Raw genomic sequence first — 25,161 nt, forward strand, 5'->3', positions numbered from 1 at the left:
TTGTTTTGCAACTCTAAAATGACAATTTTTAGCCAGTTTTTAGCCCATACTCTTTTTTATTATTCATTTTTTAAACAGGCTCTTAGTTCTTGAAATACTTTCAGGAATTTTTTATTTTATGAAACAATAATTAAACATTTTTCCGTTGTAAAGAAAACTCAAAACCGATGAAATACTTTGTTTTGTTCTTTTTAATTTCAACAGGATTGAATGCGCAAATGATGATTTCTGTTTATTTTGCACACAATTCTTACGAGCTAAATCCTGTATCTAAACAAAAACTGGATAGTTTAGCACAATTAAAAACCAGGCTAAAATTCAAAATTTTTGGAAACTGCGATCCTTCTGGAACGAATGAATATAATAGTAAACTTTCGGAAAACCGTGCAAATACAGTTCGTAATTATCTTCAGGATAAAATTTCAGAAAATATACAACTCATCAGTGTTGTTGGTTTGGGTGAAGAAAAACAAATCAATGACAACAGTACCGACGAACTGCGTGGAAAAAACCGAAGGGTTGATATTTTTATTGAAAAAACTTTTGTTTCGAGAGAGAAAATTTCAAAAAATGCTTTGCCAAGTTTTTTAAGTACGGAAATTTCTCAGATGAAAGTAAAAGATACTTTTGCGCTTCCGAATGTCAATTTTGTTGGAGGTCGTCATGTTTGGCTTCCGAAAGGACAATCTGAGATTGTAAAACTTTTAAAAAAATTAAAAGAAAATCCTACATTAGAAATCGAATTGCAGGGACATATTTGCTGTGATTATGAAAATTTTGATGGTGAAGATTTAGATTTAAAAACATTCAATCTTTCTTTTACCAGAGCCAATGCAATCAAAGAATTTCTATTGAAAAATGGAATTGATTCCAGCAGAATTACTGCAAAAGGTCTCGGTCATCTCAATCCTGTCGCATATCCCGAAGAAACGGAATTGGATAAAATAAAGAATAGGAGAGTCGAGTTGGTTTTAATTAAGAGGTAATATTCTGATTATCTATTTTTTACCACAAAAGCATCAAAAGAAATGATTGAAAGAATAGAAATTTAAAAGGTTACAAAATATTTTATCTCCTATTTTTTCAGCTTTTGAAAAGCTAATAATATGCTAAAATCTTTTAATGCTTTTGCGGTAAAATAAAAACATGTTTAAATTATTTTTTTGATGCTTTTGAAAATGAAAACATCAGATAAAATAAAAAAGGTAAAATAAATAGGGAACCCAATAACAAAGCCCATCCTAAAGCGGAAATGGTTTTTGGTGAAGCAACATGTTCTAATAATGAAAGATGCTGCCCGTTTCCTAATAAAATAATATCAGGGTTGTGCTGATAAGTTGCTGCAACTAAAATCATAATAATCTGAAATCCAGCCAAAGCTCTTACTGGAAGTAATTTTTTCTTATGCATCGCTCTTAAAATTAAACCTAAAGCAACGGTTGCAAAACTAATAGACATCACTCCAAGATATTTTGAGAAAATCCATTTTGTTAAAGGAATACCAGAAAGATAGGCTGCTAAAAACACCAATAATCCCGTAATAACTACAAAAATCATTGTTTGATGTGATTTGTGAATCATTAATTCTAATTCTAATCTATCGCTGGTTTCCCGTAAAGAAAAAATAGACGCTAAATAGGCACAAAGTGAAACGGTAAACAATCCCACCGCAACGCCGAACCAATTGAGCCAGCTGAAAACATATAAATCTAAAAAGTTATTTGCATCAGGGTTTATCGATTGTGAAACGGTTGCAGCCGCTATTAAACCCAAGAAAAAAGGTGTTAACAAACTTGCATAATAGAAAATCTGCGTATAAATGATCTGCCATCGGTCTTCTACCGCATCGTAATGTCTAAACGTAAATGCTGTTCCCCTTGCAATAATTCCGACAAGCATTAATACTAAAGGAATATGAAGATAAGTAGATAGCGTAGTGTATATTTCAGGAAATCCTACAAATAAAATAACAATGGCAATGATGAGCCACATGTGATTGGCTTCCCAAACAGGAGCAATCGACTCGTACATTATTTTTTCGGTGTACTTTCTGTTTTTCTTTTTGGTCATCAATTCTACGATTCCGGCTCCGAAATCTGCGCCACCCAAAATCACATAAAGACATACGGAGAGCCATAGAAAACCAATTACAACGTAGATCATGATTTTTTGTTTTTAGAATTAAACTGAGGGTCTGTAGGATCGTAAAGTTTGGGAACCATTTGTATCTGTCTTCTCAAAAGAAATATAATAATTAATGACAATGAAATAAAAATTGCTGTGAAAAAATAAAATGAATATTGAATTCCCGGCATCGGTGTAACAGCATCAACGGTTTTCATTATTCCATAAATAATCCAGGGTTGTCTGCCGACTTCTGTGACTGTCCAACCTGCTTCCAAAGCAATATATCCGAAAGGCGTGGCAAAAAGAAATATTTTTAAAAGCCAGTTTTTATTCAACCAATCTTTTTTGAAAAAGAAAGCATAAAGATACAGACTTCCAATACAAATCATCACAACACCAAAGAAAATCATAATCTGAAAAGCATAATGTACAACCGCAACAGGTGGCCATTCATCTCTCGGGAAATCATTCAGACCTTTTACTTCAGCATTAAAATCATTACTCACCAAAAAGCTTAAAACTTTTGGGATTTTTATAGCATATTTAATTTCTCCTTTTTCTTCATCTGGAATTCCGCCTATTACGAAAGCTGCTCCTTTTTCAGTTTCAAAATGAGCTTCCATTGCGGCTAATTTTATAGGCTGTCTTTCGGCAACAGATTTTGCGGCAACATCGCCACTTAAAGGTGCACCGAAAGCTCCAATCATTGCGAAAGCAGCAGCAATTCTAAATGCTTTAGTATGAAACTCCACATTTTTCTTTCGCATAATTAAAAAGGCATGAACTCCCGCAACCGCAAATCCTGTTGCACAAAAAGCGGCAACCGTCATGTGCAGTGCTTGCGGAAACCAAGCGTCATTAAACATTGCTTTTATAGGGTCTATATTGAGGTATTGTCCATTAATATAATCAAATCCGGTTGGTGAATTCATCCATGCATTTGCCGCAACTACTAAAATTCCTGAAGCTAAACCGCTTAAGCCCACCAAAAATCCGCAAAACCAGTGAAACCATTTGTTGAATTTATCCCAACCGTAAAGAAAAAAGCCAATGGCAATCGCTTCAATAAAAAATGCTGTTCCTTCAAGAGAAAACGGCATTCCGAAAATAGGTCCGGCGTGTTTCATAAAACCTGGCCAGAGTAACCCTAGTTCAAACGAAAGCATCGTTCCGGAAACCGCACCGGTAGCAAAAAGAATAGCAACTCCTTTGCTCCACGCTTTGGTAAGCCCTTTATAAATTTCGTTTCCGGTTTTGAGGTACTTCCAATGGGCAAATGCCATTAAAAAAGGCATAACCATTCCAACACAGGCGAAGATGATATGAAAACCTAAAGAAAGCGCCATTTGGGCGCGTGCAGCAATAAAATCATCCATAAAATTTAATTTTTCAAGTTTAAAGTTACGGATAAAATCACGGTAACTTTATATGATTTAAAACATTACAATCAATTCAAATCTGGATTGTAACTTTATTGTTTTTTTTCTTTAAAACAAGCTTGATTTTTTAGGATAAATTCTGATACTTTATGATGGGAATTACTTTCATAAGTCGAAAAAAATCACGATATTTGTAGGTCTTTGTATTAAGCAAAGATATTTAAATTTATATGAGTCAAAAACAATATACAGCTAGTAGTATCCAAGCCTTAGAAGGGATGGAGCACGTTCGACTAAGACCATCTATGTACATTGGAGATGTAGGAACAAGAGGTCTTCATCATTTGGTTTATGAAGTGGTAGATAACTCTATTGACGAAGCTCTTGCAGGTCATTGTGATACGATATTAGTTACAATACACAAAGGTGAAAGTATCTCTGTAAAAGATAATGGTAGAGGTATTCCTGTAGATTTTCACGAAAAAGAACAAAAATCGGCTTTAGAGGTTGTAATGACCAAAATTGGAGCGGGTGGAAAATTTGATAAAGATTCTTACAAAGTTTCTGGTGGTCTTCACGGTGTGGGGGTTTCTTGTGTGAATGCACTTTCTACTTTATTGATTGCAACAGTAAGCCGTGACGGTAAATTATATCAACAAAAATATTCTGAAGGAAAAGCTTTAGCCGATGTTGCTGAAATTGGTACCACTGACGAAAGAGGAACTGAAGTTTTCTTCCAGCCAGACGGAACTATTTTCCAGGAATTAGTGTATAACTATGATACTCTTGCTGCAAGATTAAGAGAATTATCTTTCCTAAATAAAGGAATCACTATTACTCTTATAGACGAAAGAGAAGAAAATGAAGACGGGTCATTTGCTGTTGAAGTTTTCCATTCTGAAGGTGGTTTGAAGGAATTCGTTGAATTCATCGACGGAAACCGTGAGTCAATCATGGAGAATGTTATTTTCATGGAAGGTGAAAGAGAAAATATTCCTATTGAAGTAGCAATGCGTTACAATACTTCATTCAGTGAAAATCTTCACTCTTATGTTAATAATATCAATACACATGAAGGAGGAACTCACTTAGCTGGTTTTAGACGTGCTTTGACGAGAACGCTTAAAAAATATGCTGATGATTTAGGAATTCCAGCTAAAGAAAAAGTAGAAATTACGGGGGATGACTTCCGTGAAGGTTTAACGGCTGTAGTTTCTGTAAAAGTTATGGAGCCTCAGTTTGAAGGACAGACAAAAACTAAATTGGGTAACTCTGAAGTTTCAGGAGCTGTTGATAAAATTGTAGGTGAAATGCTTACTAATTTCCTTGAGGAAAATCCTAACGAAGCAAAACTTATTGTACAGAAAGTTGTTTTAGCTGCAAAAGCAAGACAGGCTGCAAAGAAAGCTCGTGAAATGGTTCAGAGAAAATCTCCGATGGGAGGTTCTGGTCTTCCGGGGAAATTATCTGACTGTTCATCAAAAGACCCGGCAGAATCTGAATTATTCTTAGTCGAGGGAGACTCGGCAGGTGGAACTGCAAAACAGGGTAGAGACAGACACTTCCAGGCTATTCTTCCGTTAAGAGGTAAGATTTTGAATGTTGAGAAATCAATGCTTCATAAAGTGTACGATAACGAAGAAATTAAAAATATTTATACGGCTCTTGGAGTTTCTGTAGGAACTGAAGAAGATAGCAAAGCCTTAAATATGGCGAAGTTAAGATACCATAAAGTAGTAATTATGACCGATGCTGATATTGACGGTTCTCACATTTCTACTTTGATTCTTACTTTCTTCTTTAGATTCATGAAAGAAATGATTGAAAACGGATATATTTATATTGCACAACCTCCTTTATATTTATTAAAGAAAGGGAACAAAAAAATATATGCTTACAACGAAAAAGAGCGTGAAGAGATAACTTTACAAATGTCTCCGGACGGAAAAGGAGTAGAAGTTCAGCGTTATAAAGGTCTTGGGGAAATGAACCCGGAGCAACTTTGGGAAACGACTCTAAACCCGGAACATAGAATTCTAAAGCAGGTTACGATTGACAATGCAGTAGAAGCAGATAATGTATTCTCAATGTTGATGGGAGATGAGGTACCGCCGAGAAGAGAATTTATCGAGAAAAATGCAAAATATGCTAAAATCGATGTTTAATCATCTTTTTAAATAATATTTCAAAGGCTCCATTTTATATGGAGTCTTTTTTTTGTTATTAAAATTTAATAATTCTCATATTCATGATTTTATTTTAACATTTTCTTAAGATTTTTTATATTTTTGCGGAAAATAATAACGATGATGAAATTTCTTTGTTTAGGTGCTTTTTCCTTAGCATCTATTTATTACGCACAGAATTATCCGGTATCTGAAATCAGCGATGTATTAAAGAAAAATGCAAGTGCTGTCATCCGAAACGAAAGCACGATTTTGGAAATTAATAAAATTGACGAAATTGTTTATCGAAACTCTTCAGCTATTACAGTAATCAATAAAGATGCGGTTGGCTTTTCGCTTCCAAAAATATATTATGAAAAAGGAAATTCGGTTTCGAATATCAAAGTAACAGTGTATGATGAGAAGGGTGCAAAAATAAAAAGCTATTCTAAGAGTGATTTTACAGACGTTGCTGCCAATTCTCAAGGCTCATTTTATTCTGATAACAGAATGATGTACTTGTCTTACACTCCTACAAACTATCCTTATACCATTGAGTTTAGCTACGACCAAAAAGACCAGAATACGGTCTTTATTCCTGATTTTACACCTTACAATGATTTTAATATTTCTTTACAGAAAAGTAGTTTTAAAATTATCAATAAATCGGGGATCAATTTACGATCTAAGACGTATGATTCACCATTCGGATTTGCTTCTGTAAAAGTTTTAGATCAAGACGGTGGAAAATTATATACTTACGAAAATGTTCCGGCTATGGATCAGGAAGATATGGTTCCAAGTCCTAAAAAAATAGCTCCAAAAGTAATTTTTTCTTTGGATCAATTTAATTTAGTTGGAAAAAAAGGAAATATCACTACCTGGAAAGACTTCGGGTTATGGTATTATAACAATCTTTTGACACCTGTTTCGGTTTCTACTCCGCAAATAAAATCTGAAATTGCTGCGCTTGATCTTTTTGGATCTACGGAAGAGAAAGTAAAGAAAATTTATCAGTATATGCAAAGTAAAACACGATATGTTTTCGTGGCTTTAGGAATTGGGGGCTGGCAGCCTATGATGCCGGATGAAGTTCAGAAAAAGGGGTACGGAGACTGTAAAGGTCTTACCAATTATATGAAAACACTGCTTGATGAAGCGGGGATAAAATCTTACTATGCAATTATTAACTCTAATTCTTCGCCGATAAGCTTTGATGCTGATTTTCCAAAAATGGGAGGAAACCATGTGATATTGGTTATTCCAACAGAGAAAGGGGATATTTGGCTGGAAAATACATCTCAGGACATGGCTTATAATCATTTAAGCTTCAGTACAACTGATAGAAATGTTTTGGCTGTAAAACCTGACGGAATTGAGATCATGGAAACTCCAAGCTATTCTTCGCAACAAAGTAAAGAAAAACAAATCTTAAATATTCAACTGCATCCTGATAAAACAATTACGGGAAATGGCAAGTTTACCTATACAGGGAATCAATATGATTTTAATTTAGTATTTGGGGGATTAGGACAGACTGAAAAAAATAATACAATAAAGAATAAACTTTCTACATTAGATTTCGAGAAAGTAGAAATGTCTGGTTTTAATAATAACAGAGATTTAGCAATAATCGATTTTGATCTTAATTTTAAAGCTATTAATTATTCAAAAATGGTAGGTTCTAGCTATATTTTCAGAGCAGTTCCTATTTACACGAATGCAATTTATCATAAGGATGAAAGTAGAGATCTTCCTTTTGAAAATCGCTTTTCTTATGAAGACGAATATGAGATAGTTTATAAGCTTCCTGCAGGATATATTATTGAAGAAATGCCGGAAAACGGAAATGTAAATTCAGAATTTGGTACTTATAAAATTTCTTTTGAAAAAAAAGACGATAAACTTATTGTAAAGAGGTTTTTCCAAATGAAAAAAGGACTTCATCTTAAGGATAAATACAATGACTATGTAAGTTTCAGAAAAAAAGTAATGAATGCTGATAACTCTAAAATTTTAATTTCAAAAAAATCATAAATGAGAAATATAATAACCGTATTTTCTGTATTTTGTATAAGTACAGCTCTTTTTGCACAGGATCAAAAGTTCTTAAAGATGCCTAAATTCAATAAAGATGATCTTAAAAAAGAAAAATCAGCAATTGATTCGAAAGCTCCTGCCGAAATCTTGTATCGCTCTATACATTATCGTATAGATAATAGCAGTGGAAATCTTATAAAAGAATATACTTACCGTGTGAAAATTTACGAAAAAGACAAATCTGAGGATTGGCACAATTTGGAGATTTCTCTTTATGAGAACAATTCCGGAGATCGTGAAGTCTTAACCAAAATGAAAGCTTTGGTATACAACCTTGAAGGAGATAATGTAATCGAAACTAAAGTTGACAAAAGCTCAAAATTTAAATCCAAAGAAAATAAATATATAACCGTTAGTAAATATGCTTTTCCTACTATAAAAAATGGCTCTATTATAGAGTATCATTATGAAGTTTTGTCACCGTTTGCATATGAAATTCCATTAATTTATATAGAGTTAGATACTCCTTCGGTTTATACTGAATATGTTTTTGATACACCAATACAAATGTCTTACAGTGTCGATTTTACAGGAAGTTTATTTCCTAAATATAAGATCATGAAAGAAGACGATATGTATGGATCACAACATAAAACGTATAGATTCGGCTACGACAATCTAAAAGGTTTTAAGACTGAAAAGTATGTGAAAAATAATGATAATTACAGAACGAAAATAAGAGCAGAGCTACATTCAACCTATTTTGGCAATAATCTTAAAATGTATACTTCTACTTGGGAAGATATCAGAAAAAAATTATGGGACCATGAGGATTTTGGATCGCAATACAAAAAAGATAGATTGGTAAAAGAATTGATCCCTGCAGGAATTCTTGATGAAAAAGATGATCTCTCTAAAACGAATAAAATTTTAGATCACGTAAAGACCAACTTTACATGGAATCAGAATAATGGTATCTATGCAGAAAACGGGATCAGAGATCTTATCAAAAATAAGACAGGAAATGATGCTGACCTTAATTTGATGTTGACGGCAATGTTCAGAAGCGCAAACATTAACGCATATCCTATTCTTATTTCTACTGTAAGAAATGGAAACGTAAATTTAACATTTCCAAACTTAGGTAATTTTAATTATGTGATCGTAGGAGCCGAGATCAACAAAAAAGTCTATCTTTTTGATGCAACGTCGAAGCAGTCACAGCCTAATCTTTTACCATCACGAGTATGGAATGACAATGGACTTTTTGTGAAAGATGGCAAAGCAGAACTTATTTCGCTTAATAACATTGAAGTAAGCCATAATAGCCACACAACCAAAGCAAAAATAAATACCGATGGTACCGTTTCTGGTGTTTATCAAGATCAGGATGAAGGGATGATGGCGATGAATGCAAAAGAAAGTTTTGATGAAAATCCAGATAAATATAAAAAACAATATAAAGAAAACTTTTCAGTAGATTTTGCCAATATTAATTCTAGAACTTTGGATGGGGGGGAGTTTCGCTCTACTATGAGTTTCTCCTCAAACAACATGATCGATAATTTAGGTAAGAAAATGATCCTGAACCCTCTTTTATTTCTGCATCAGACCAAAAATGATTTTGATCAGCAGGATGAAAGAAGATATATGATCGATTTTATTTCGCCAATAAGTAAAACTAAGGTTGTAGAAATAGAAATTCCTGAGGGATATGAAGTAGCCGATCTACCAAAAAGTAAAAAAATCGTTACTGAAGATAAAGAAATTAGCTATTCTTACACTGTAGAGAAAAAAGATAACAGGATCATAACAATTTCAGAATATAATATTGCAAGTGCAAATTATCCGAAAGAATATTATCCTGCATTCAAAAAGATCTGGAAAACGATTTCAGATTCTGAAAGTCAGGTCATGAGTTTGATCAAAAAATAAACGATTGTTTATACTAATTTTTAAAACCATTCATTTTGTGAATGGTTTTTGCATTCTAGTCGAAAAATAATTATTATGAAAAATAAAGCTGTATTGATCTTGTTCTCAATAACTTTTCTTTTGACTGCCTGCAAAAAAACAGGATCAGATAAAGTTGATACAAAAACTGAGAATAAAAGTCCTGAAAAATTTACAATAGATTCTCTTAAAGTAAATGATTCTTTGAAGATCACCGATAAATTGTCTGTAAATTATGCTTCAAAAGTATTGGTGTTCCCTACTTTAAAAGATAAAGCCCTTTTAGACAGTATTTATTACGATAAAACAGGAATTACTGATTACTCAAAACAAGGATTACAAAATTTTTTAAATAAAGATAAAGCTGAGTTTGTTTCATCGGTAAAAGAAGACAGTAAAGAATGGATCTCCGATATTCAGAATCCGCAAAACTGGGAAGCTGGCTCGTTTATGAAACTGATCTCACAAAACGATGATTTTCTTCAGATCGAATACTTACATACTTCTTACCAGGGTGGAGCGCATGGTAATTATTCTTTCGATACAAGAGTTTTCGATTTAAAAAACAAAAAAAAATTAGATTTAAAAGATATCACCACAATACCTAAAGCAAAACTGGAAGAGCTTTTAATGAATAATATTGATAAACTTCCGAGCGGAACCACCGATACTGATGGTCCGGTTAAAAATTCAGATATGCTTTTGGTGGATGTAATTCCGGCAAACAAAGATTTTTATTTTGATGAAAAGAATTTATATTTTCACTACAGTCCTTATGAAATTGCAGCTTTTGCAGCCGGAGATATTGTAATTCCTGTCTCTTGGAAAGAGCTCGACGGAACAATTGATCCGGAATTTAAAAAGAGAATGAAAATTAACTAATATTAATGCTTCCAAATCAGGAAGCATTTTTTACTTTTGTGGCAATGGAAAGAGTAGCTTTTATCATCAATCCTTTTTCGGCAAAGAAAAATTATCAGCCTTTTCTGAACGAACTTAAAAATAAGGTACAGGATCCTCTGTATTATATTTCCGAGTCTATTTTAGGAACTGATGATTTTATCAAAACACACTTCGATGAGGTTGATTTTTTTGTTGCCATCGGAGGCGACGGAACGATCTCTACGGTCGCGAAACAACTCATTAATACCGAAAAAGTATTAGCTATTTTTCCTGCAGGATCGGGAAATGGTTTTTCTAATGAAACACAATTCAGCAAAAATTTAGATGAATTATTAGATAAATTAAAAGCAAAAAAATCTCGTAAAATAGATACTTTTACGGTAAATGACAGACTTTCAATCAATGTTTCAGGAACAGGTTTTGACGGAAAGGTCGTTAAAGAATTTGAAAAAACAAACCGCGGATTTAAAAACTACATCAAAGTTTCTTTAAAAACTTTCTTCAATTATAAACCCATTAAACTGAAGTTTTTTGACGAAAATTACCAGCAGTACAACGGGAAATATTTGATGGTTAATATTGCAAACACCCGTCAGTTTGGCAACAACGCTTATATTGCTCCTATGGCGAGTAAAAGTGATGGTTTGGTAGATATGGTTTTAGTGAAAAAATTCCCACTGACCTATTCACCACTTTTTGCCTTCAGAATGTTTACTAAAAAGTTAAAACAAGACGATTATATCACTTATCTTCCGGTTTCAGAAATCGAATTTAAAGTCAATACCAAAAACTGGCATCTTGATGGGGAATACAATAAAATAAAATCCCCAATTCATGTGAAAGTTCAGCCTTCAAGCCTGAATATTTTAATCTAAAATCATTGTGAAATAAAAAAGCCTTCCGTAAAGAAGGCTAAAACACAAATGATGAAAAAATTATCATTACGATAATAATGTATTTAAAGGTAAGTACTTATAGCTTATATTTTTATGGTCTTAATCATATAGATTAAAAAAACTTAATTTTATTACCTATTACTAATTGTTTCGTGTAGGGCAATTCGATTTCCTTCACTGTCTTCAAATTCGGCAACCGCAAAACCATGTTTCTCATTAATCGTTTTTGGATAAAGAATTTTTCCTTTGTTTTCTAAAACTTTTTTTAATGTAGAATCAATATTTTTGGTTTTAAAATAAATAATCACTCCATCTTTAGTTGGTTTATAAACGTCTCCTTTTGCCAAAGCCCCGGAAATTCCGCTTTGGTTTTCTTCAAAAGGAAAAAGCATCATTTCATAATCGTCGATAATTTCTTTCTCAAATTTAAAATTAAAAACATTCGTGTAAAATTTTTCCGCCCGTTCAATATTGGTAACAGGAATTTCAAAATATACTACCGGATTATTTCCATTCATCTTTTTGTTATTATTTTGTTCGTTGCAGGCTAAACAAATTCCTGCAATAAATAATATTATGAATTTTGCTAAAATTTTCATTAAAACAATCTTTAAACTTCCAGTTTTTTCTCGATTTCATTCGGGTTTTCCAGGCAATATTGAAGCTGTTTTTTATCTAATTGCTTTTCCCAATTGGCTACAACTACGGTTGCTACAGAATTTCCGATGACATTCGTTAAAGCACGACATTCACTCATAAACTTGTCAATCCCTAAAATCAAAGTCATTCCAGCAATTGGAATTTCTGGAACAACGGCTAAAGTTGCTGCTAAAGTTACAAAACCCGCTCCTGTAACACCTGCAGCTCCTTTAGAACTCAGCATTGCCACCAAAAGAAGCATCAGTTGCTTTTCAATGGAAAGGTCAATATTTAAAGCCTGTGCAATAAATAATGAGGCGAGCGTCATATAAATATTGGTGCCGTCAAGATTAAAAGAATATCCGGTAGGAACTACCAAACCTACAATCGCTCTGGAGCAGCCTGCTTTTTCCATCTTTTCCATAATTCCGGGAAGTGCAGATTCTGAAGAGCTTGTTCCTAAAACCAACAGAAGTTCTTCTTTTAGGTAGTACATCAGTTTAAAAATATTAAAACCATTGTACCAAGCTACGGCTCCCAAAATCAAAACAACAAATAGGATAGAAGTGATGTAGAAAGTTCCTACAAGAAAAATTAAATTTAAAACGGAAGCCAAACCATATTTTCCAATCGTAAAAGCCATTGCTCCGAAAGCTCCGATTGGCGCTAGTTTCATCAGCATATGAACGATTTTAAAAATAGGAGCAGCTAAAATCTGTAAAAATTCTGTGACTTTCCCGCTTTTTTCTTTCGTTAAAACCAAAGCAATTCCCATTAAAATAGCCACCAAAAGTACCTGAAGAATATTGTCTCCAATCAACGGGCTGAATAGTGTTTCCGGAATAATATTCATGATAAATCCAGTGAGCGTCGTGTCGTGTGCTTTTTGTTGATATTGCGAAACATCGCCTGATAAACTTGCTGGATCAATGTTTAAACCTGCTCCGGGTTGAATAATATTTCCTACAATTAAACCGATTATCAATGCTAATGTTGAGAAGGTGAAAAAATAAAGCATTGCTTTTATGGCAATACGACCTACCTTTTTCAGGTCTGTCATGTGAGCAATACCTAAAGTAAGCGTAATGAAAATGACCGGGGCAATGATCATTTTAACCAATTTGATGAATCCATCACCTAGAGGTTTCATTTTTTCGCCTAATTCGGGGTAGAAATTTCCTAAGAGAATTCCTAAAGTAATGGCAACAATTACCTGAAAATAGAGTTGCTGATAGAATTTTTTTGCTTTCAAAAGAGATGAGTTTACTTTTTTAAGAACGAAAAATAGGAAAATTTGAGAAAAAATTTAATTTAAATTGGTGAAAAGTTGAATTAAATTTAAAAGCTTCCACTGAAATTGTCACCTAATTTCCCAAATCTCGAATCTCGAATCTCGAATCTCAAACCTCGAACCTCAAATAAAATTTATTCTACCGCAACAGAATCATCACCACGACCATCTGCAACAGCATGAATATTTCCGTTATCGTCTATGACAATCATTTCCGTTCTTCCCAATTGATTCACTCTTTCAGCTTTATACCCTAATTTTTCTAAATCTTTGATCGTTGTTTCCGGAAAATTCTTTTCAAAAGATACTGTTTCAGGAAGCCATTGATGATGGAATTTTGGAGAATTAACAGTCATATTGGTATTCAGTTTAAAATCAATCACATTCACAATCGACTGATAAACAGAAGTAGGGATGGTCGTTCCGCCCGGAGTTCCTACAACCATATAAGGTTTTCCGTTTTTCAAAACAATGGTTGGAGTCATCGAAGAAAGCATTCTTTTATTAGGCTGAATTGCGTTTGCTTCGCCTCCAACTGCACCAAACATATTGGGAACACCTGGTTTTATTGAGAAATCATCCATTTCGTTATTTAAGAAAAAACCAGCTCCCGAAACAACAACTTTACTTCCATATAAACCATTTAAAGTTGTGGTAACAGCAGCTGCGTTTCCATCTTTGTCAATCACTGAAATATGTGTGGTTTCCGTAGATTCTTTGGGTTGGTTAATAACTACTTCCGAACTTGGCGTAGCTTTACTAAAACTAAAACTTTTCCATCTGTTTTTCAAATAATCGTCAGAAATTAAATAGGCTGTTTTATCCTGAATAAAATCGGGGTCACCCATATATTCAGCTCTGTCGGCAAAAGCTCTTCTTTCAGCTTCCACCATAATCTGAACTGCCTGCGTAGAATTTTGTTGATATTTTTCTAGATTTTCATAACCCGACATCTTTAACATTTGTGCTAAAAGAATTCCGCCGCTTGAAGGTAAAGGCATCGAAACAATATTATTTTCTTTGTAATCAAATTCAAGTGCTTTTCTTTCGGCAACTTTATAGTTTTTCAAGTCTTCTAAAGTGATTATTCCGTTTTCTTTTTTCATTTCTGAAACCAGAAGTTCGGCAGTTTTTCCTTCATAAAATCCTTTTAATCCTGATTTTTGAATTAATTTTAAAGTTTCTGCCAATTCTTTCTGTATCAGAATGTCACCTGATTTCCAAACCTCATTTTTTACAAATGCATTGGAAGTTTTATTATATTTTTGAAAATATTCTTTATGGGAATTTAATAATCTGGCTTCCTGTTCAGTAATTGCAAATCCCTTTTCTGCTAAATCAATGGCAGGTTGAATCAGTTTTTCCATCGGAAGATTGCAATGCTTTAAAGTTGAAAAAAATCCAGCCACACTTCCAGGAATTCCAACCGCTAATCTTCCGTTTTGAGACAAATCTGTATTGGCTTTTCCGTTTTTGTTGAGATACATATTTTTGGAAGCGTTTTTAGGAGCTGTTTCGCGATAATCGAGTGTGAATTTTTCTCCGTTATTTTTTACACCCACCAAAAATCCGCCACCGCCAATATTTCCTGCTTGAGGATAAACAACAGCTAAAGCGTATTGTGTTGCGACCACTGCATCATAAGCATTTCCGCCCATTTTAAGAATTTTTGCCCCAGCTTCACTTGCTAAAGGATGCGCAGAAACTACAACTCCTTTATTTTTCACTTTAACTTCTTTTACAATATTAATATCAGTGTACTGTGCTGAAAGCGAGCAAGAAAGCAGAATGAAGGAAATAATAATTTTTTTCATTTGTAAAAATTGTAATCGAATTTACAATTTTGTTTTAAAATAGGGTCTAAAATTTCTATTTTTGCTTTTATCATAATAATAAAAAGTAAAATGGAGTCTTATACGGAAAAAATATTGATTACAGGGGCTTTAGGGCAAATCGGAACTGAGTTGACGAACAGATTGGTAGAGATACATGGAGCTGATAATGTCGTTGCTTCGGGTCTTGACAGATGGCAAAAAGGTCTTACTTCTGCCGGACATTACGAAAGAATGGATGTTACCAACACGCAATTGGTAAGACAGGTCATCAAAGATTACGAAATCACAACAGTATATCATTTGGCTTCTCTTCTATCAGGAACATCAGAAAAGCAGCCTATTTTCGCATGGAAATTAAATCTTGAGCCACTTCTTCAGTTTTGTGAGCTTGCAAAAGAAGGTTTGCTTAAAAAGATTTTCTGGCCAAGTTCTATCGCTGTTTTCGGGAAAGGAATTCCAAAAGAAAATGTAGGTCAGGATGTTGTTTTGAATCCTACAACCGTTTATGGTATTTCTAAAATGGCGGGAGAAAAATGGTGCGAATATTATTTTGATAAATATGGAGTAGATGTAAGAAGTATCCGTTATCCTGGTTTGATTTCTTGGAAAACTCCTGCAGGTGGAGGAACTACAGATTACGCCGTTGAAATTTTCTACGAAGCGATTGAAGAAGGAAAATATACAAGTTTTATTTCTGAAAATACAGGAATGCCGATGTTGTATATGGATGATGCGATCAATGCAACGTTACAGTTAATGGATGCTCCAAAAGAAAGCCTTACCGTTCGTTCTTCTTATAATTTAGGTGGAATGTCTTTCACTCCAGCAGAATTGGCAGCTGAAATTAAAAAAGAGATTCCTGAATTCGAAATTGATTACAAACCAGACTTCAGACAAGCAATTGCAGATTCTTGGCCAGCTTCAATTGATGATTCTGTCGCTAAAAAAGATTGGGGATTATCTTATGATTTCGGAATTTCTGAGATGTCGAAAGATATGATCAAAAACTTAAAAGTAAAATTGAATAAAAATTAATTAAGATAATATAGAATATTTTTTAAACCGCAAAAGCAGCAAAAGATTTTATTACGGAGTAAGCTGTTCAAAAGCACACAAAATTAGTAATAAATGAAAGTTTTACATTTCTTTTGACTCTTTGTGGAAAAAAATATCATGTTTATTAATTATAAATTTCATCTAAAATCTATTGAATGATATTGCTCACTTTTAACATCATAAACTTTGAGGCTGGAACCAAAAACAGCATCGTTATTTCTGATGATGAAAGATTGAAAATTACCGAAAGTAATACCAAAGCAATTCTTAGGATTTTAGACCTTCACGATATAAAAGCAAGTTTTTTTGTAGAAATCTCTATTGCAGAAAAACTTCAGAGTTTACTAAAAGCAATTTCTGCTCAAGGGCATGAAATTGCTTTTTATAATAAAGATTCGAGTCTCGAAAAGATCGATCAAGTAAAAAAATCGATTCAGGAATTTCTTGAAAAACAAATCAAAGGAATTCGGCAGAAAGACAACCAGTTTTCTTTAGAAGAATTAAAATCAATCGGTTTTAATTATATCTCAAACATCGATCATGCTGACATTTTGTTTCCTTTTAAACGATTAAAAAGAACTTCTGAAATTATCGAAGACAATGGGTTAAGCATTGTTCCGGAAAGCATTTCTCCGTACAGTCAGTTGCCTTATAATGACTTTGTTTTCCAGATTTTGCCGATGCAGTATTATCAGAATATGGTTTTTGAAACCTTGAAAAATGATGATTTTGTCTTAATTTATCTTGAATCCTGGCAGTTTACCGACCTCAATAAATATCAGTTTAAACTTCCGTTTTATCGAAGGTTTTATTTAGGAAAAAAAATGGAAGATAAACTGGAAGCCTTTTTTTCATGGATTAATGAAAAAGAATTGGCTACTTCAAGAATGAAGGATTATATTTTTTAGTTTCGGGTTTCGGGTTTCGGGTTTCGAGATTCGAGTTTAAAGATTCGTGGATTGAAATTCGAGATTTAAACCTGAAACTAAAAACCTCGAAATTCGAATCAATCATGATTGCGAATCTCGGAACACGCAGCTCGCATCTCTAACTCAACTCAAAAAGCGTAATTTCCGGTAAAACACCAACTCTTCCTGGGTAGCCTAAAACTCCGAAACCTCTGTTTACATAGAGCATTTTTCCTTCACTTTCATATAAATCTGCCCATTTCGGATACTTGTACTGAACGGGAGACCATTTTATATTTTTTAAATCTAAACCAAACTGCATTCCGTGGGTATGTCCTGAAAGCGTTAAATGAATGTCTTTAGGATGTTTTTTCACTACGTAATCAAAATGAGTAGGGTCGTGGCTCATTAATATTTTAGTGGCGTTTTGCGGAACGTTTTCCAGAGCTTTATCAATATCTCCATATTGTGGAAATGGTTTTAATCCCCAATTTTCAACACCTAAAATATAGATATTCTCTCCGTTTTTTTCGATAATTCTGTTTTCATTACGAAGCATGTCAAATCCGGCTTGTCTTTGATAATCAATTAAGGTTTCAAGATTTTTGTTTTGTTCATCCTTAGAATTCCATTTTACATAATCGCCGTAATCATGGTTTCCTAAGACTGCAAATTTCCCGTCTTTTGCTTTAATTTTAGAAAATAAAGGAATAAATGGTTTAAATTCATCTGCAACATTGTTCACCATATCTCCTGTAAACAAAACTAAGTCTGGATTTTGCTCATTAATTAATTCAATGGCATGCTGCAATTTATTTGGATCAGAAAAACTTCCGCTGTGAACATCAGAGATTTGAATGATTTTATATCCTTTAAAGCTTTTAGGAAGATTGGCAAATTTTACTTTTACTCTTCTTACGGTGTGACGGTATTTCCCAAAGGTAATCCCGTCAATAAACAAAGCCGAAAGTACACCACCTAAACCTAATCCCACTAAGCTTAAAAACTTCCTTCTTTCAGGGAAAAAATTCTCCGTAGGCCTCATTAATCCTACCAAATAACCTCCTGTTCGAAAAATATCATCAATTAAAAGAAACAGTACAACGAATATTTTTGGAAGAATGAAAACTAAAAATAAAATACTGATTAATTGCGGTGAATGCGAACCTTTATCACTTCTCTGAAAGTTCAGGACTTCATAGATAAGTAAACCGTAAACTCCTAAGTATAGAATGATGTAGCCTAATTTAACCCAAAAATTATCTGTGAGTGTTCTTATTGCCTGATAAATATAGATTTCCATCACTAGAAAAATGCCGGCAATAATTAAAAAATTTCTTTGCATAACTAAATTTTATAAAAAAGCACAAAAGAAAAATTTCCTTTTGTGCTTCAATATTTTATTAAATAACTTAAAATTTAAGGAAATTTATATACAATAGCATTAATGTTCATCCCGGCTCCAACCGAAGTCATCACAATGTTACCTTTATCTTTAAACGTATGACCCTCCATTTTTCCTTTAATTATTAAATCAAACATGGTAGGAATTGTTGCTACCGAGGTATTTCCTAAGTCCTGAACGGTCATAGGAGATACAGAATGATCATAATCTTTTACATCATAAAGCTTGTGAAGCCTGTCTATCATTGCATAATCCATTTTAGCATTCGCTTGGTGGATCAATATTTTGTCGATGTCTTCAATAGATAATTTTGCATCTTCAATGGTTTCTTTAATAGCTCCAGGAACATTTTTAAGAGCATACTCATAAATTTTTCTTCCCTGCATTCTTACGAATAAACGAGTCTGATCTGATTCTTCATTAATTGAAGGTCCATTTGCGAGATAATTCAATTCAGGTCCGTTATCACAAATTGTATTGTGAGCGATAATCCCTACATTTTCTTCGTCAGTGGCTTGTACTACTACAGCTCCCGCTCCATCTATAAATCATCCTGTTCCTATCATAAGGATCGGTAACTCTGCTTAAAGTTTCAGCACCGATAACAAGAATTGTTTTGGCAACTTTAGCTTTAATTAAGTTATCTGCTAAAATCATGGCTTCAACCCATCCAGGGCAACCGAAAATCATATCGTAAGTAATACATTTTCTGTTTTTGATACCTAATTTGTTTTTAACTCTTGCTGCCATGGTTGGCATAAAATCTACATAACCATTGGTGGTAACCTCACCAAAATTACTGGCGTAAATAATATAATCAAGCTCTTCCTGATCTACATTTGCATCAGCAATAGCAATTTTTGCAGCTTCAAAACCGATTTGTGAATTTGAAAGATCTTCATCAATAAATCTCCTGTTTTCTATCTCTGTAATTTCAACAAATTTTGCAATAGTTTCTTCAACAGGTTTGTCAATCTTTACTCCTTCGTCCGTATAAAACTCTGAATCTAAGAAAAAATCCCTTCCAATTACTCTATTCGGAAGATAAGATCCGGAACCAATAATGATCGTATTTGGCATTCGCGTATGTAATTTTTTTAAAGAGGCAAAGTTAATAATTAATATTAATAAGAAAGAATTAAAAATATTATTAAATTTGCAAAAATTGTTTCAGCCAATCTATGAAAAACAATCCATCTTTAAAAGGTTTAATTATTGCTGCTGTGGTATTTATCGGTGCTTTTGCCGTATACAACTTCTTTTTGGCAAAGAAAAACTATTATCTTGTAGATAATCCTACTCCCAATACGTACTATTTTAAAATTAATAATGGCTCTGAAGGGGTTATTTCGGCAGGTCAGTTTGTAAAGGTAGATTTACAAAAAGGAAAAAATTCTATTAAAGTTTTTGATCAAAATAAGAAGATGCTTTATGATTCTGCTTTTGAGGTCAATAAGGTTCGTGGTCTTTTAAATATCGCTCATAAAGATTATTATATCAATGAGCAATATTATGGGTACAATCTTAAAAAAGATTCATTACTTTTGGCGTTAGATAAAACCATCATTGATGGAAAACAATATTATGGGGGTGCTAAACGTTTTAATAAACTCTACACAGAAGATTTTTATTATAATGTAGATGAAGATTATGATCAGATGATCAAAAATATTCAGAAAGTAGAATCCCGTACCAAGATCTTCCGCAAGCAGGATTATCTTAATTATTATAAAGAATACTATAAGTTTTAAGTTTTGACAAAAGATATCAACCAAGTAACGCCCTACAATTCTGAATCTAGTAAAAAGAGTCAGGTAGAGGATATGTTCGACAACATTGCGCCTAAATACGATTTACTAAACCATGTATTGTCTATGAAAATAGATGTGCTTTGGAGAAATAAATTAGTAAAATGGATGAATCATGATGCTCCAAAAGAAACATTGGATGTCGCTACAGGAACCGGTGATTTAGCCATTGCCGTAGAAAAAGGAACCGGTGCAAAAGTAGTGGGATTAGATTTGTCGCAACAAATGTTAAATGTTGGCATTATTAAAATAAAAAAACTTAATTTAGACGGCAAAATTTCCATGCAAAAGGGCGATGCAGAAAATTTACCTTTCGAGGATAATAGATTTGATGCTGTTTCTGTTGCTTTTGGAGTGAGAAATTTTGAGAACCTTACCAAAGGTTTGGCAGAGCTGAGAAGAGTGGTTAAAGAAAATAAAAGTGTTTATATTCTTGAGTTTTCTAAAGTAGAGGGGTTTTTAGGTCCATTTTATATGTTTTATTTCAAAAACATATTGCCGGCAATCGGTAGATTGATATCTAAAGACAATAGAGCATACAGTTATCTTCCCGATTCTGTAAATGCATTTCCGTTTGGTGAAAAGATGAGACAAATTCTTTTAGATACAGGATTTAAAAAAGTAGAATACAAAAAATTAAGTTTAGGTATAGCCACAATTTATAAAGCAACAAAATAACCTATGAATAAATTTCTATTAAAAGCTCTGGTTTTAACCTCAGTTAATATTGCATTCTTTGCAGATGCTCAATTTAGAACCCGTAACAGGATGGACAAGTTGGAAGACTTTGACCAAAAAACAGTCAGCTGGGGTTTCTATTTGAATGCAAATATGATAGACTACAAAATTGTGTTTGACCCTCGATACGGGATGTTTGAAAATCATAATCTTGTATCTTCTAAAGAAAGCACTAGCTTCGGAGCAGGTCTTATTGCCAAGTTTAGATTGAATGATTATTTAGACGTAAGAGTAGAGCCGGGTTTGCAGTTTGCTCAAAGAGAATTAACTTTTAATACAGATACTAATTCAATGTATAAGGATGGAAGTTTGACTAACGCTCCATTTACTCCTATCGCTTTAACAGATAAAGACAGAATAAGAGAAATTAAATCTACTTTAATTGATATTCCTGTGATGTTAGAATTACACGGGCAAAGATGGTACAACTCAAGACCATATGTTGCAGCAGGGGTAAACTACATTGTTAATCTACAGTCAAATTCAGACTCTCCAGATGACAATATGCAGCAGGTTTTCAGATCTACAACGCATAATTTTGCTTGGTCTGCAGAAATGGGAATTCAGTTCTATTTTAATAAATTTAAATTAACTCCAGCAGTAAGAGGAACATTCTTTATGAATAACGAGATGGTTGCGGATAACGCTACTACGCCTCCTTATTGGTCTGCAGCGGTTTCCACATTGCAAACAAGAGCAATTATGTTTGTTTTGAAGTTTGAATAATATAATGTAAAATTAATATAAAAAGGAGGTGCTTGGCATCTCCTTTTTTATTTTTGTCAAAATATAGAGATTATTATTTTCGTCGGTACTAATATTTTCCTATTTTTGCTAATAGTTAGAAAATTTATAAACCTGAAATGCTTCAAGAATTAGAAAATAATTTTTCAGAAATAGAAAAAAAAATTTTGGGACTTCAAAAAAGCCATCAAAATTTATCTGAAAAATATTTAGAATTAAGTAAAGAGCATACTGAGCTGAAGGCGAAATATGATGAGGAAAGAAAAAAAAATCAGGTACTGGCAGAAGAACAGAAAAATATAAAATTGTATTCAGCAATATCAGGAAATCCTGAACACAACAGACTCATGAAAAACCACATCAACCGATTGGTGAAAGAAGTAGACTTTTGTATTGCACAGCTTCAAAATAGTGGATTATAATGGAGGTAAGGAGAATAACCATCAACATTGCAGGAAGAGTGTATCCGCTAAATGTACCCGCAGCAGAAGAAGAAACACTGCGTAAAGTGGGGAAGCAAATTGAAAATATGATTAAAGATTTTGAACAAAATTTTGATGTAAGAGATAAACAAGATGCTTTGGCAATGTGTGCCTTAAAATTGGGAACGAATGCAGAAGTAGTAGCTCTAAATCATGATAAAAATATACAATCTACCAACGAAAGATTAGTGAAAATCAATCAGTCGCTGGATGATATAGGAAAATAGAATTTTTTTCCGGAAAAACTGCCTACAGTAATTCTAACACATTAAGGTAAACTCAACACTAAACAATTAATGTTCGAAAGTCTTTTCAATGGCGTGCTGCACTACGCAGATTACAGAGAGAAGGAATCAGATCAAATCGTGGAGATCAGGAGTTTACTCTAAATCTATGAATTGCTGTGGGTTTTTTATTTTAAATTAACAAGACAATTAAAAACTCAATATATATATGACAACAGCCATAATAGTAGGCGTTATTTGCTTAGTAATCGGTGCCGTAGCAGGGATGTTTTTCTCTAAAAGTTCACTGAATACAAAAGCTAAATTCATTGTAGATGATGCAAAAAAGAACGCTGAAAACCTTATAGAAAAAGCTAATGTACAAGCTGAATCCATAAAAAAAGAAAAGAACCTTCAGGCTAAAGAAAAATTCTTAGAACTAAAGTCACAGCATGATTCAGATATTCAGTCTCGCGAAAAGAAAATGCAGGATGCTGAAAAAAGAACGAAAGACAAAGAAAATAAGCTGAATGACGAACTTAGTAAAGCTGGAAAATTAGAAAAGGATTTAGACAGACAAATCGCTGATTATGCTAAGAAAAATGAAATTTTAGAGAAAAAGCAAAATGACTTGGAGCAGGCAACTGCTAAAAAAGTTGAAGTGTTGGAGAAAATTTCAAACTATACGGCAGAAGAAGCCAAAGCTGAATTGGTAGAAACCATGAGAGCTGAAGCAAAAACCAGAGCTCAGGCGCACGTTCAGAGTATTATGGAAGAGGCTCAATTGAATGCTAAAAGTGAGGCAAGAAAGATTGTTATTCAGACGATTCAAAGAATTGGTACCGAACAGGCAATTGAAAACTCAGTTTCGGTATTTAATATTGAATCTGACGAAGTAAAAGGTAGAATTATCGGTAGAGAAGGTAGAAACATCCGTGCTTTAGAAGCAATGACTGGCGTAGAAATCATCGTTGATGATACTCCTGAAGCGATTCTTCTTTCATGTTTCGATCCGGTAAGAAGAGAGATTGCTAGACTATCACTTCACAGATTGGTTACAGACGGTAGAATTCACCCTGCAAGAATTGAAGAAGTTGTAGAAAAAACAAGAAAACAAATCGAAGAAGAGATTATCGAAGTTGGTAAAAGAACGATTATCGACTTAGGAATTCACGGTTTGCATCCTGAATTAGTGAAGATTGTTGGTAGAATGAAATACCGTTCTTCATACGGACAAAACCTTTTACAGCACTCAAGAGAAGTTGCCAATATTGCTGCAACAATGGCTGCTGAATTAGGATTAAACGTAAAACTAGCGAAAAGAGCAGGTCTTTTACACGATATCGGTAAAGTTCCTGAGCAGGAATCTGAGCTTCCACACGCGCTTTTAGGAATGCAGTGGGCTGAAAAATATGGTGAAAATGCAGAAGTTATCAATGCTATTGGTGCTCACCATGACGAAGTAGAAATGACCTCTTTATTATCTCCGATTATTCAGGTTGCCGATGCAATTTCAGGAGCAAGACCAGGAGCAAGAAGACAGGTTTTAGAATCTTATATCCAAAGACTAAAAGATCTTGAAGCTGCAGCTTTAAGCTTTGAAGGAGTTTCTTCAGCGTATGCAATTCAGGCAGGTAGAGAACTAAGAGTAATGGTAGAAAGCAGTAGAATAAACGACGAAATGTCTTCTCAGCTTTCTTATGATATTTCTGAGAAAATTCAAAATGAATTAACATATCCGGGACAAGTAAAAGTTACGGTAATCAGAGAAACAAGAACGGTAAATATCGCGAGATAATATAATTGTTCATCAATAATACAAAAGACCTTTCAAGAAATTGAAAGGTCTTTTTTTTGAAGACTTATTACGATAAGATTATTTTTATGAACTTTTTTGTTTAAATTAAAGCAAGTGTGAATATTTGATAATATTTATTGTTTTATGGTGATTTATTTATAAATAATATTTAAATTTGGTGACCAAACTATAATTTTAAATTTAAAAACTAATCACATGACAAACATTTTGAAAAATGCGAAAAAATTAAAGCAAGCTGACCTTAAAAACATCGTAGGAGGAGTAAGTGGAAACCCTGATTTATCTCTTTGTGGATGCGATTGCGCAGGAGCTGTTACAGGTCCTTTATACTGTGGAAATTATATCGGTTGTCTACAAGTGTATACTTGCAAAGACGTATATTAATTTAGATATTAAAATAAAAAGTCTGCCTCAATTTTGAGGTAGACTCTTTATTTTTCAATGCTATATTTTATTGACGTTCTATTTATAAATACTATTTAAATTTAATCATCAAACTATATTTTTTAATTAAAAAACAAATCACATGACAAACATTTTGAAAAACGCGAAAAAATTAAAACAAGCTGATCTTAAAAACATCGTTGGAGGAATTAAAGGAGGAAAACCTGATTTATCTCTTTGTGGATGCAGCTGCTCAGGAGCTGTTACAGGTCCAGAATATTGTCCAGATTATATTGCTTGCCCACAAGTGTATACTTGCAACGAAGCATACTAGAAAGCTATTAAAATAAAAAAATCTGCCTCAC

Annotated in this window: 22 protein-coding genes and 1 pseudogene; 16 read left to right on the forward strand and 7 right to left on the reverse strand. The window is 33.3% G+C overall.

The window, feature by feature from the left end:
• Positions 1-167 precede the first annotated feature (167 nt).
• Positions 168-986, forward strand: a complete 819-nt coding sequence (locus AB671_RS10270) for an OmpA family protein (RefSeq protein ID WP_066677306.1) — start codon at positions 168-170, stop codon at positions 984-986.
• A gap of 169 nt (positions 987-1,155) precedes the next feature.
• Here the strand turns inward: AB671_RS10270 and AB671_RS10275 are convergent, their stop codons facing one another.
• Positions 1,156-2,163, reverse strand: a complete 1,008-nt coding sequence (locus tag AB671_RS10275) for a cytochrome d ubiquinol oxidase subunit II (protein WP_066677304.1) — start codon at positions 2,161-2,163, stop codon at positions 1,156-1,158.
• Positions 2,160-3,503 carry a cytochrome ubiquinol oxidase subunit I gene (locus AB671_RS10280; RefSeq protein ID WP_066677303.1) on the reverse strand — a complete coding sequence of 448 codons (1,344 nt, stop codon included), beginning with the start codon at positions 3,501-3,503 and terminating at the stop codon, positions 2,160-2,162. The genes AB671_RS10275 and AB671_RS10280 overlap by 4 nt, the downstream gene beginning before the upstream one ends.
• A gap of 233 nt (positions 3,504-3,736) precedes the next feature.
• On the opposite strand from AB671_RS10280, the gene gyrB reads away from it, so the two are divergent.
• From gyrB to AB671_RS10305, 5 genes are all read left to right on the forward strand, one after another.
• Positions 3,737-5,671 (forward strand): DNA topoisomerase (ATP-hydrolyzing) subunit B, encoded by a 1,935-nt coding sequence (gyrB, locus tag AB671_RS10285; RefSeq protein ID WP_066677302.1) that lies wholly within the window; start codon positions 3,737-3,739, stop codon positions 5,669-5,671.
• A gap of 141 nt (positions 5,672-5,812) precedes the next feature.
• Positions 5,813-7,708 (forward strand): DUF3857 domain-containing protein, encoded by a 1,896-nt coding sequence (locus AB671_RS10290; protein ID WP_066677300.1) that lies wholly within the window; start codon positions 5,813-5,815, stop codon positions 7,706-7,708.
• Positions 7,709-9,646: a transglutaminase domain-containing protein gene (locus AB671_RS10295; protein WP_066677298.1), complete on the forward strand. Its 1,938-nt coding sequence runs from the start codon at positions 7,709-7,711 to the stop codon at positions 9,644-9,646.
• Between the two features lie 75 nt (positions 9,647-9,721).
• Positions 9,722-10,546: a DUF3298 and DUF4163 domain-containing protein gene (locus tag AB671_RS10300; protein ID WP_066677296.1), complete on the forward strand. Its 825-nt coding sequence runs from the start codon at positions 9,722-9,724 to the stop codon at positions 10,544-10,546.
• Positions 10,547-10,551: 5 nt separating this feature from the next.
• Positions 10,552-11,442, forward strand: a complete 891-nt coding sequence (locus AB671_RS10305; RefSeq protein ID WP_410492658.1) for a diacylglycerol/lipid kinase family protein — start codon at positions 10,552-10,554, stop codon at positions 11,440-11,442.
• A gap of 152 nt (positions 11,443-11,594) precedes the next feature.
• Here AB671_RS10305 and AB671_RS10310 read toward each other — a convergent pair whose 3' ends face one another.
• The 3 genes from AB671_RS10310 to ggt form a co-directional block, all read right to left on the reverse strand.
• A complete protein-coding gene (locus tag AB671_RS10310; protein WP_228390913.1) occupies positions 11,595-12,062 on the reverse strand; it encodes a VOC family protein in 468 nt (155 codons plus the stop codon).
• 11 nt (positions 12,063-12,073) lie between these two features.
• Positions 12,074-13,354, reverse strand: coding sequence for a dicarboxylate/amino acid:cation symporter (locus AB671_RS10315; protein WP_066677295.1), 1,281 nt, complete (start codon positions 13,352-13,354; stop codon positions 12,074-12,076).
• A 173-nt stretch (positions 13,355-13,527) separates the two neighbouring features.
• Positions 13,528-15,207 carry a gamma-glutamyltransferase gene (gene ggt, locus AB671_RS10320; protein WP_066677293.1) on the reverse strand — a complete coding sequence of 560 codons (1,680 nt, stop codon included), beginning with the start codon at positions 15,205-15,207 and terminating at the stop codon, positions 13,528-13,530.
• Between the two features lie 90 nt (positions 15,208-15,297).
• On the opposite strand from ggt, the gene AB671_RS10325 reads away from it, so the two are divergent.
• The gene (locus AB671_RS10325) at positions 15,298-16,263 is read left to right on the forward strand and encodes an NAD-dependent epimerase/dehydratase family protein (protein WP_066677291.1); all 966 of its coding nucleotides are present in this window, start codon (positions 15,298-15,300) and stop codon (positions 16,261-16,263) included.
• A 176-nt stretch (positions 16,264-16,439) separates the two neighbouring features.
• Complete coding sequence (locus AB671_RS10330) at positions 16,440-17,192, forward strand: polysaccharide deacetylase family protein (RefSeq protein ID WP_066677289.1); 753 nt, start codon at positions 16,440-16,442, stop codon at positions 17,190-17,192.
• A 139-nt stretch (positions 17,193-17,331) separates the two neighbouring features.
• Here the strand turns inward: AB671_RS10330 and AB671_RS10335 are convergent, their stop codons facing one another.
• Together AB671_RS10335 and AB671_RS10340 are read right to left on the reverse strand one after the other, a co-directional pair.
• On the reverse strand, positions 17,332-18,537 hold the full coding sequence (locus tag AB671_RS10335) for a metallophosphoesterase (RefSeq protein ID WP_066677287.1): 1,206 nt from the start codon (positions 18,535-18,537) through the stop codon (positions 17,332-17,334).
• Between the two features lie 74 nt (positions 18,538-18,611).
• A pseudogene (locus tag AB671_RS10340) lies at positions 18,612-19,677 on the reverse strand (3-oxoacyl-ACP synthase III family protein).
• Positions 19,678-19,778: 101 nt separating this feature from the next.
• Between AB671_RS10340 and AB671_RS10345 the strand changes: the two are divergent.
• From AB671_RS10345 to AB671_RS10380, 8 genes are all read left to right on the forward strand, one after another.
• Entirely contained in the window at positions 19,779-20,348 is a 570-nt protein-coding gene (locus tag AB671_RS10345; protein WP_066677283.1) for a hypothetical protein, read from the forward strand.
• 3 nt (positions 20,349-20,351) lie between these two features.
• Positions 20,352-21,083 carry a bifunctional demethylmenaquinone methyltransferase/2-methoxy-6-polyprenyl-1,4-benzoquinol methylase UbiE gene (ubiE, locus tag AB671_RS10350; protein WP_066677280.1) on the forward strand — a complete coding sequence of 244 codons (732 nt, stop codon included), beginning with the start codon at positions 20,352-20,354 and terminating at the stop codon, positions 21,081-21,083.
• Positions 21,084-21,086: 3 nt separating this feature from the next.
• Complete coding sequence (locus AB671_RS10355; RefSeq protein ID WP_066677275.1) at positions 21,087-21,869, forward strand: porin family protein; 783 nt, start codon at positions 21,087-21,089, stop codon at positions 21,867-21,869.
• Between the two features lie 137 nt (positions 21,870-22,006).
• Positions 22,007-22,309, forward strand: coding sequence for a hypothetical protein (locus AB671_RS10360; RefSeq protein WP_066677273.1), 303 nt, complete (start codon positions 22,007-22,009; stop codon positions 22,307-22,309).
• Positions 22,309-22,596 (forward strand): cell division protein ZapA, encoded by a 288-nt coding sequence (locus AB671_RS10365; protein WP_066677271.1) that lies wholly within the window; start codon positions 22,309-22,311, stop codon positions 22,594-22,596. Before AB671_RS10360 ends, AB671_RS10365 begins: the two co-directional genes overlap by 1 nt.
• A 226-nt stretch (positions 22,597-22,822) precedes the next feature.
• Positions 22,823-24,391: a ribonuclease Y gene (gene rny, locus AB671_RS10370; protein ID WP_066677269.1), complete on the forward strand. Its 1,569-nt coding sequence runs from the start codon at positions 22,823-22,825 to the stop codon at positions 24,389-24,391.
• 216 nt (positions 24,392-24,607) lie between these two features.
• Complete coding sequence (locus AB671_RS10375; protein WP_066677267.1) at positions 24,608-24,796, forward strand: hypothetical protein; 189 nt, start codon at positions 24,608-24,610, stop codon at positions 24,794-24,796.
• 142 nt (positions 24,797-24,938) lie between these two features.
• A complete protein-coding gene (locus tag AB671_RS10380; RefSeq protein ID WP_066677265.1) occupies positions 24,939-25,130 on the forward strand; it encodes a hypothetical protein in 192 nt (63 codons plus the stop codon).
• The last annotated feature ends 31 nt before the right edge of the window (positions 25,131-25,161 follow it).

Source organism: Chryseobacterium sp. BGARF1 (assembly GCF_001677955.1).
Taxonomy (GTDB): domain Bacteria; phylum Bacteroidota; class Bacteroidia; order Flavobacteriales; family Weeksellaceae; genus Chryseobacterium.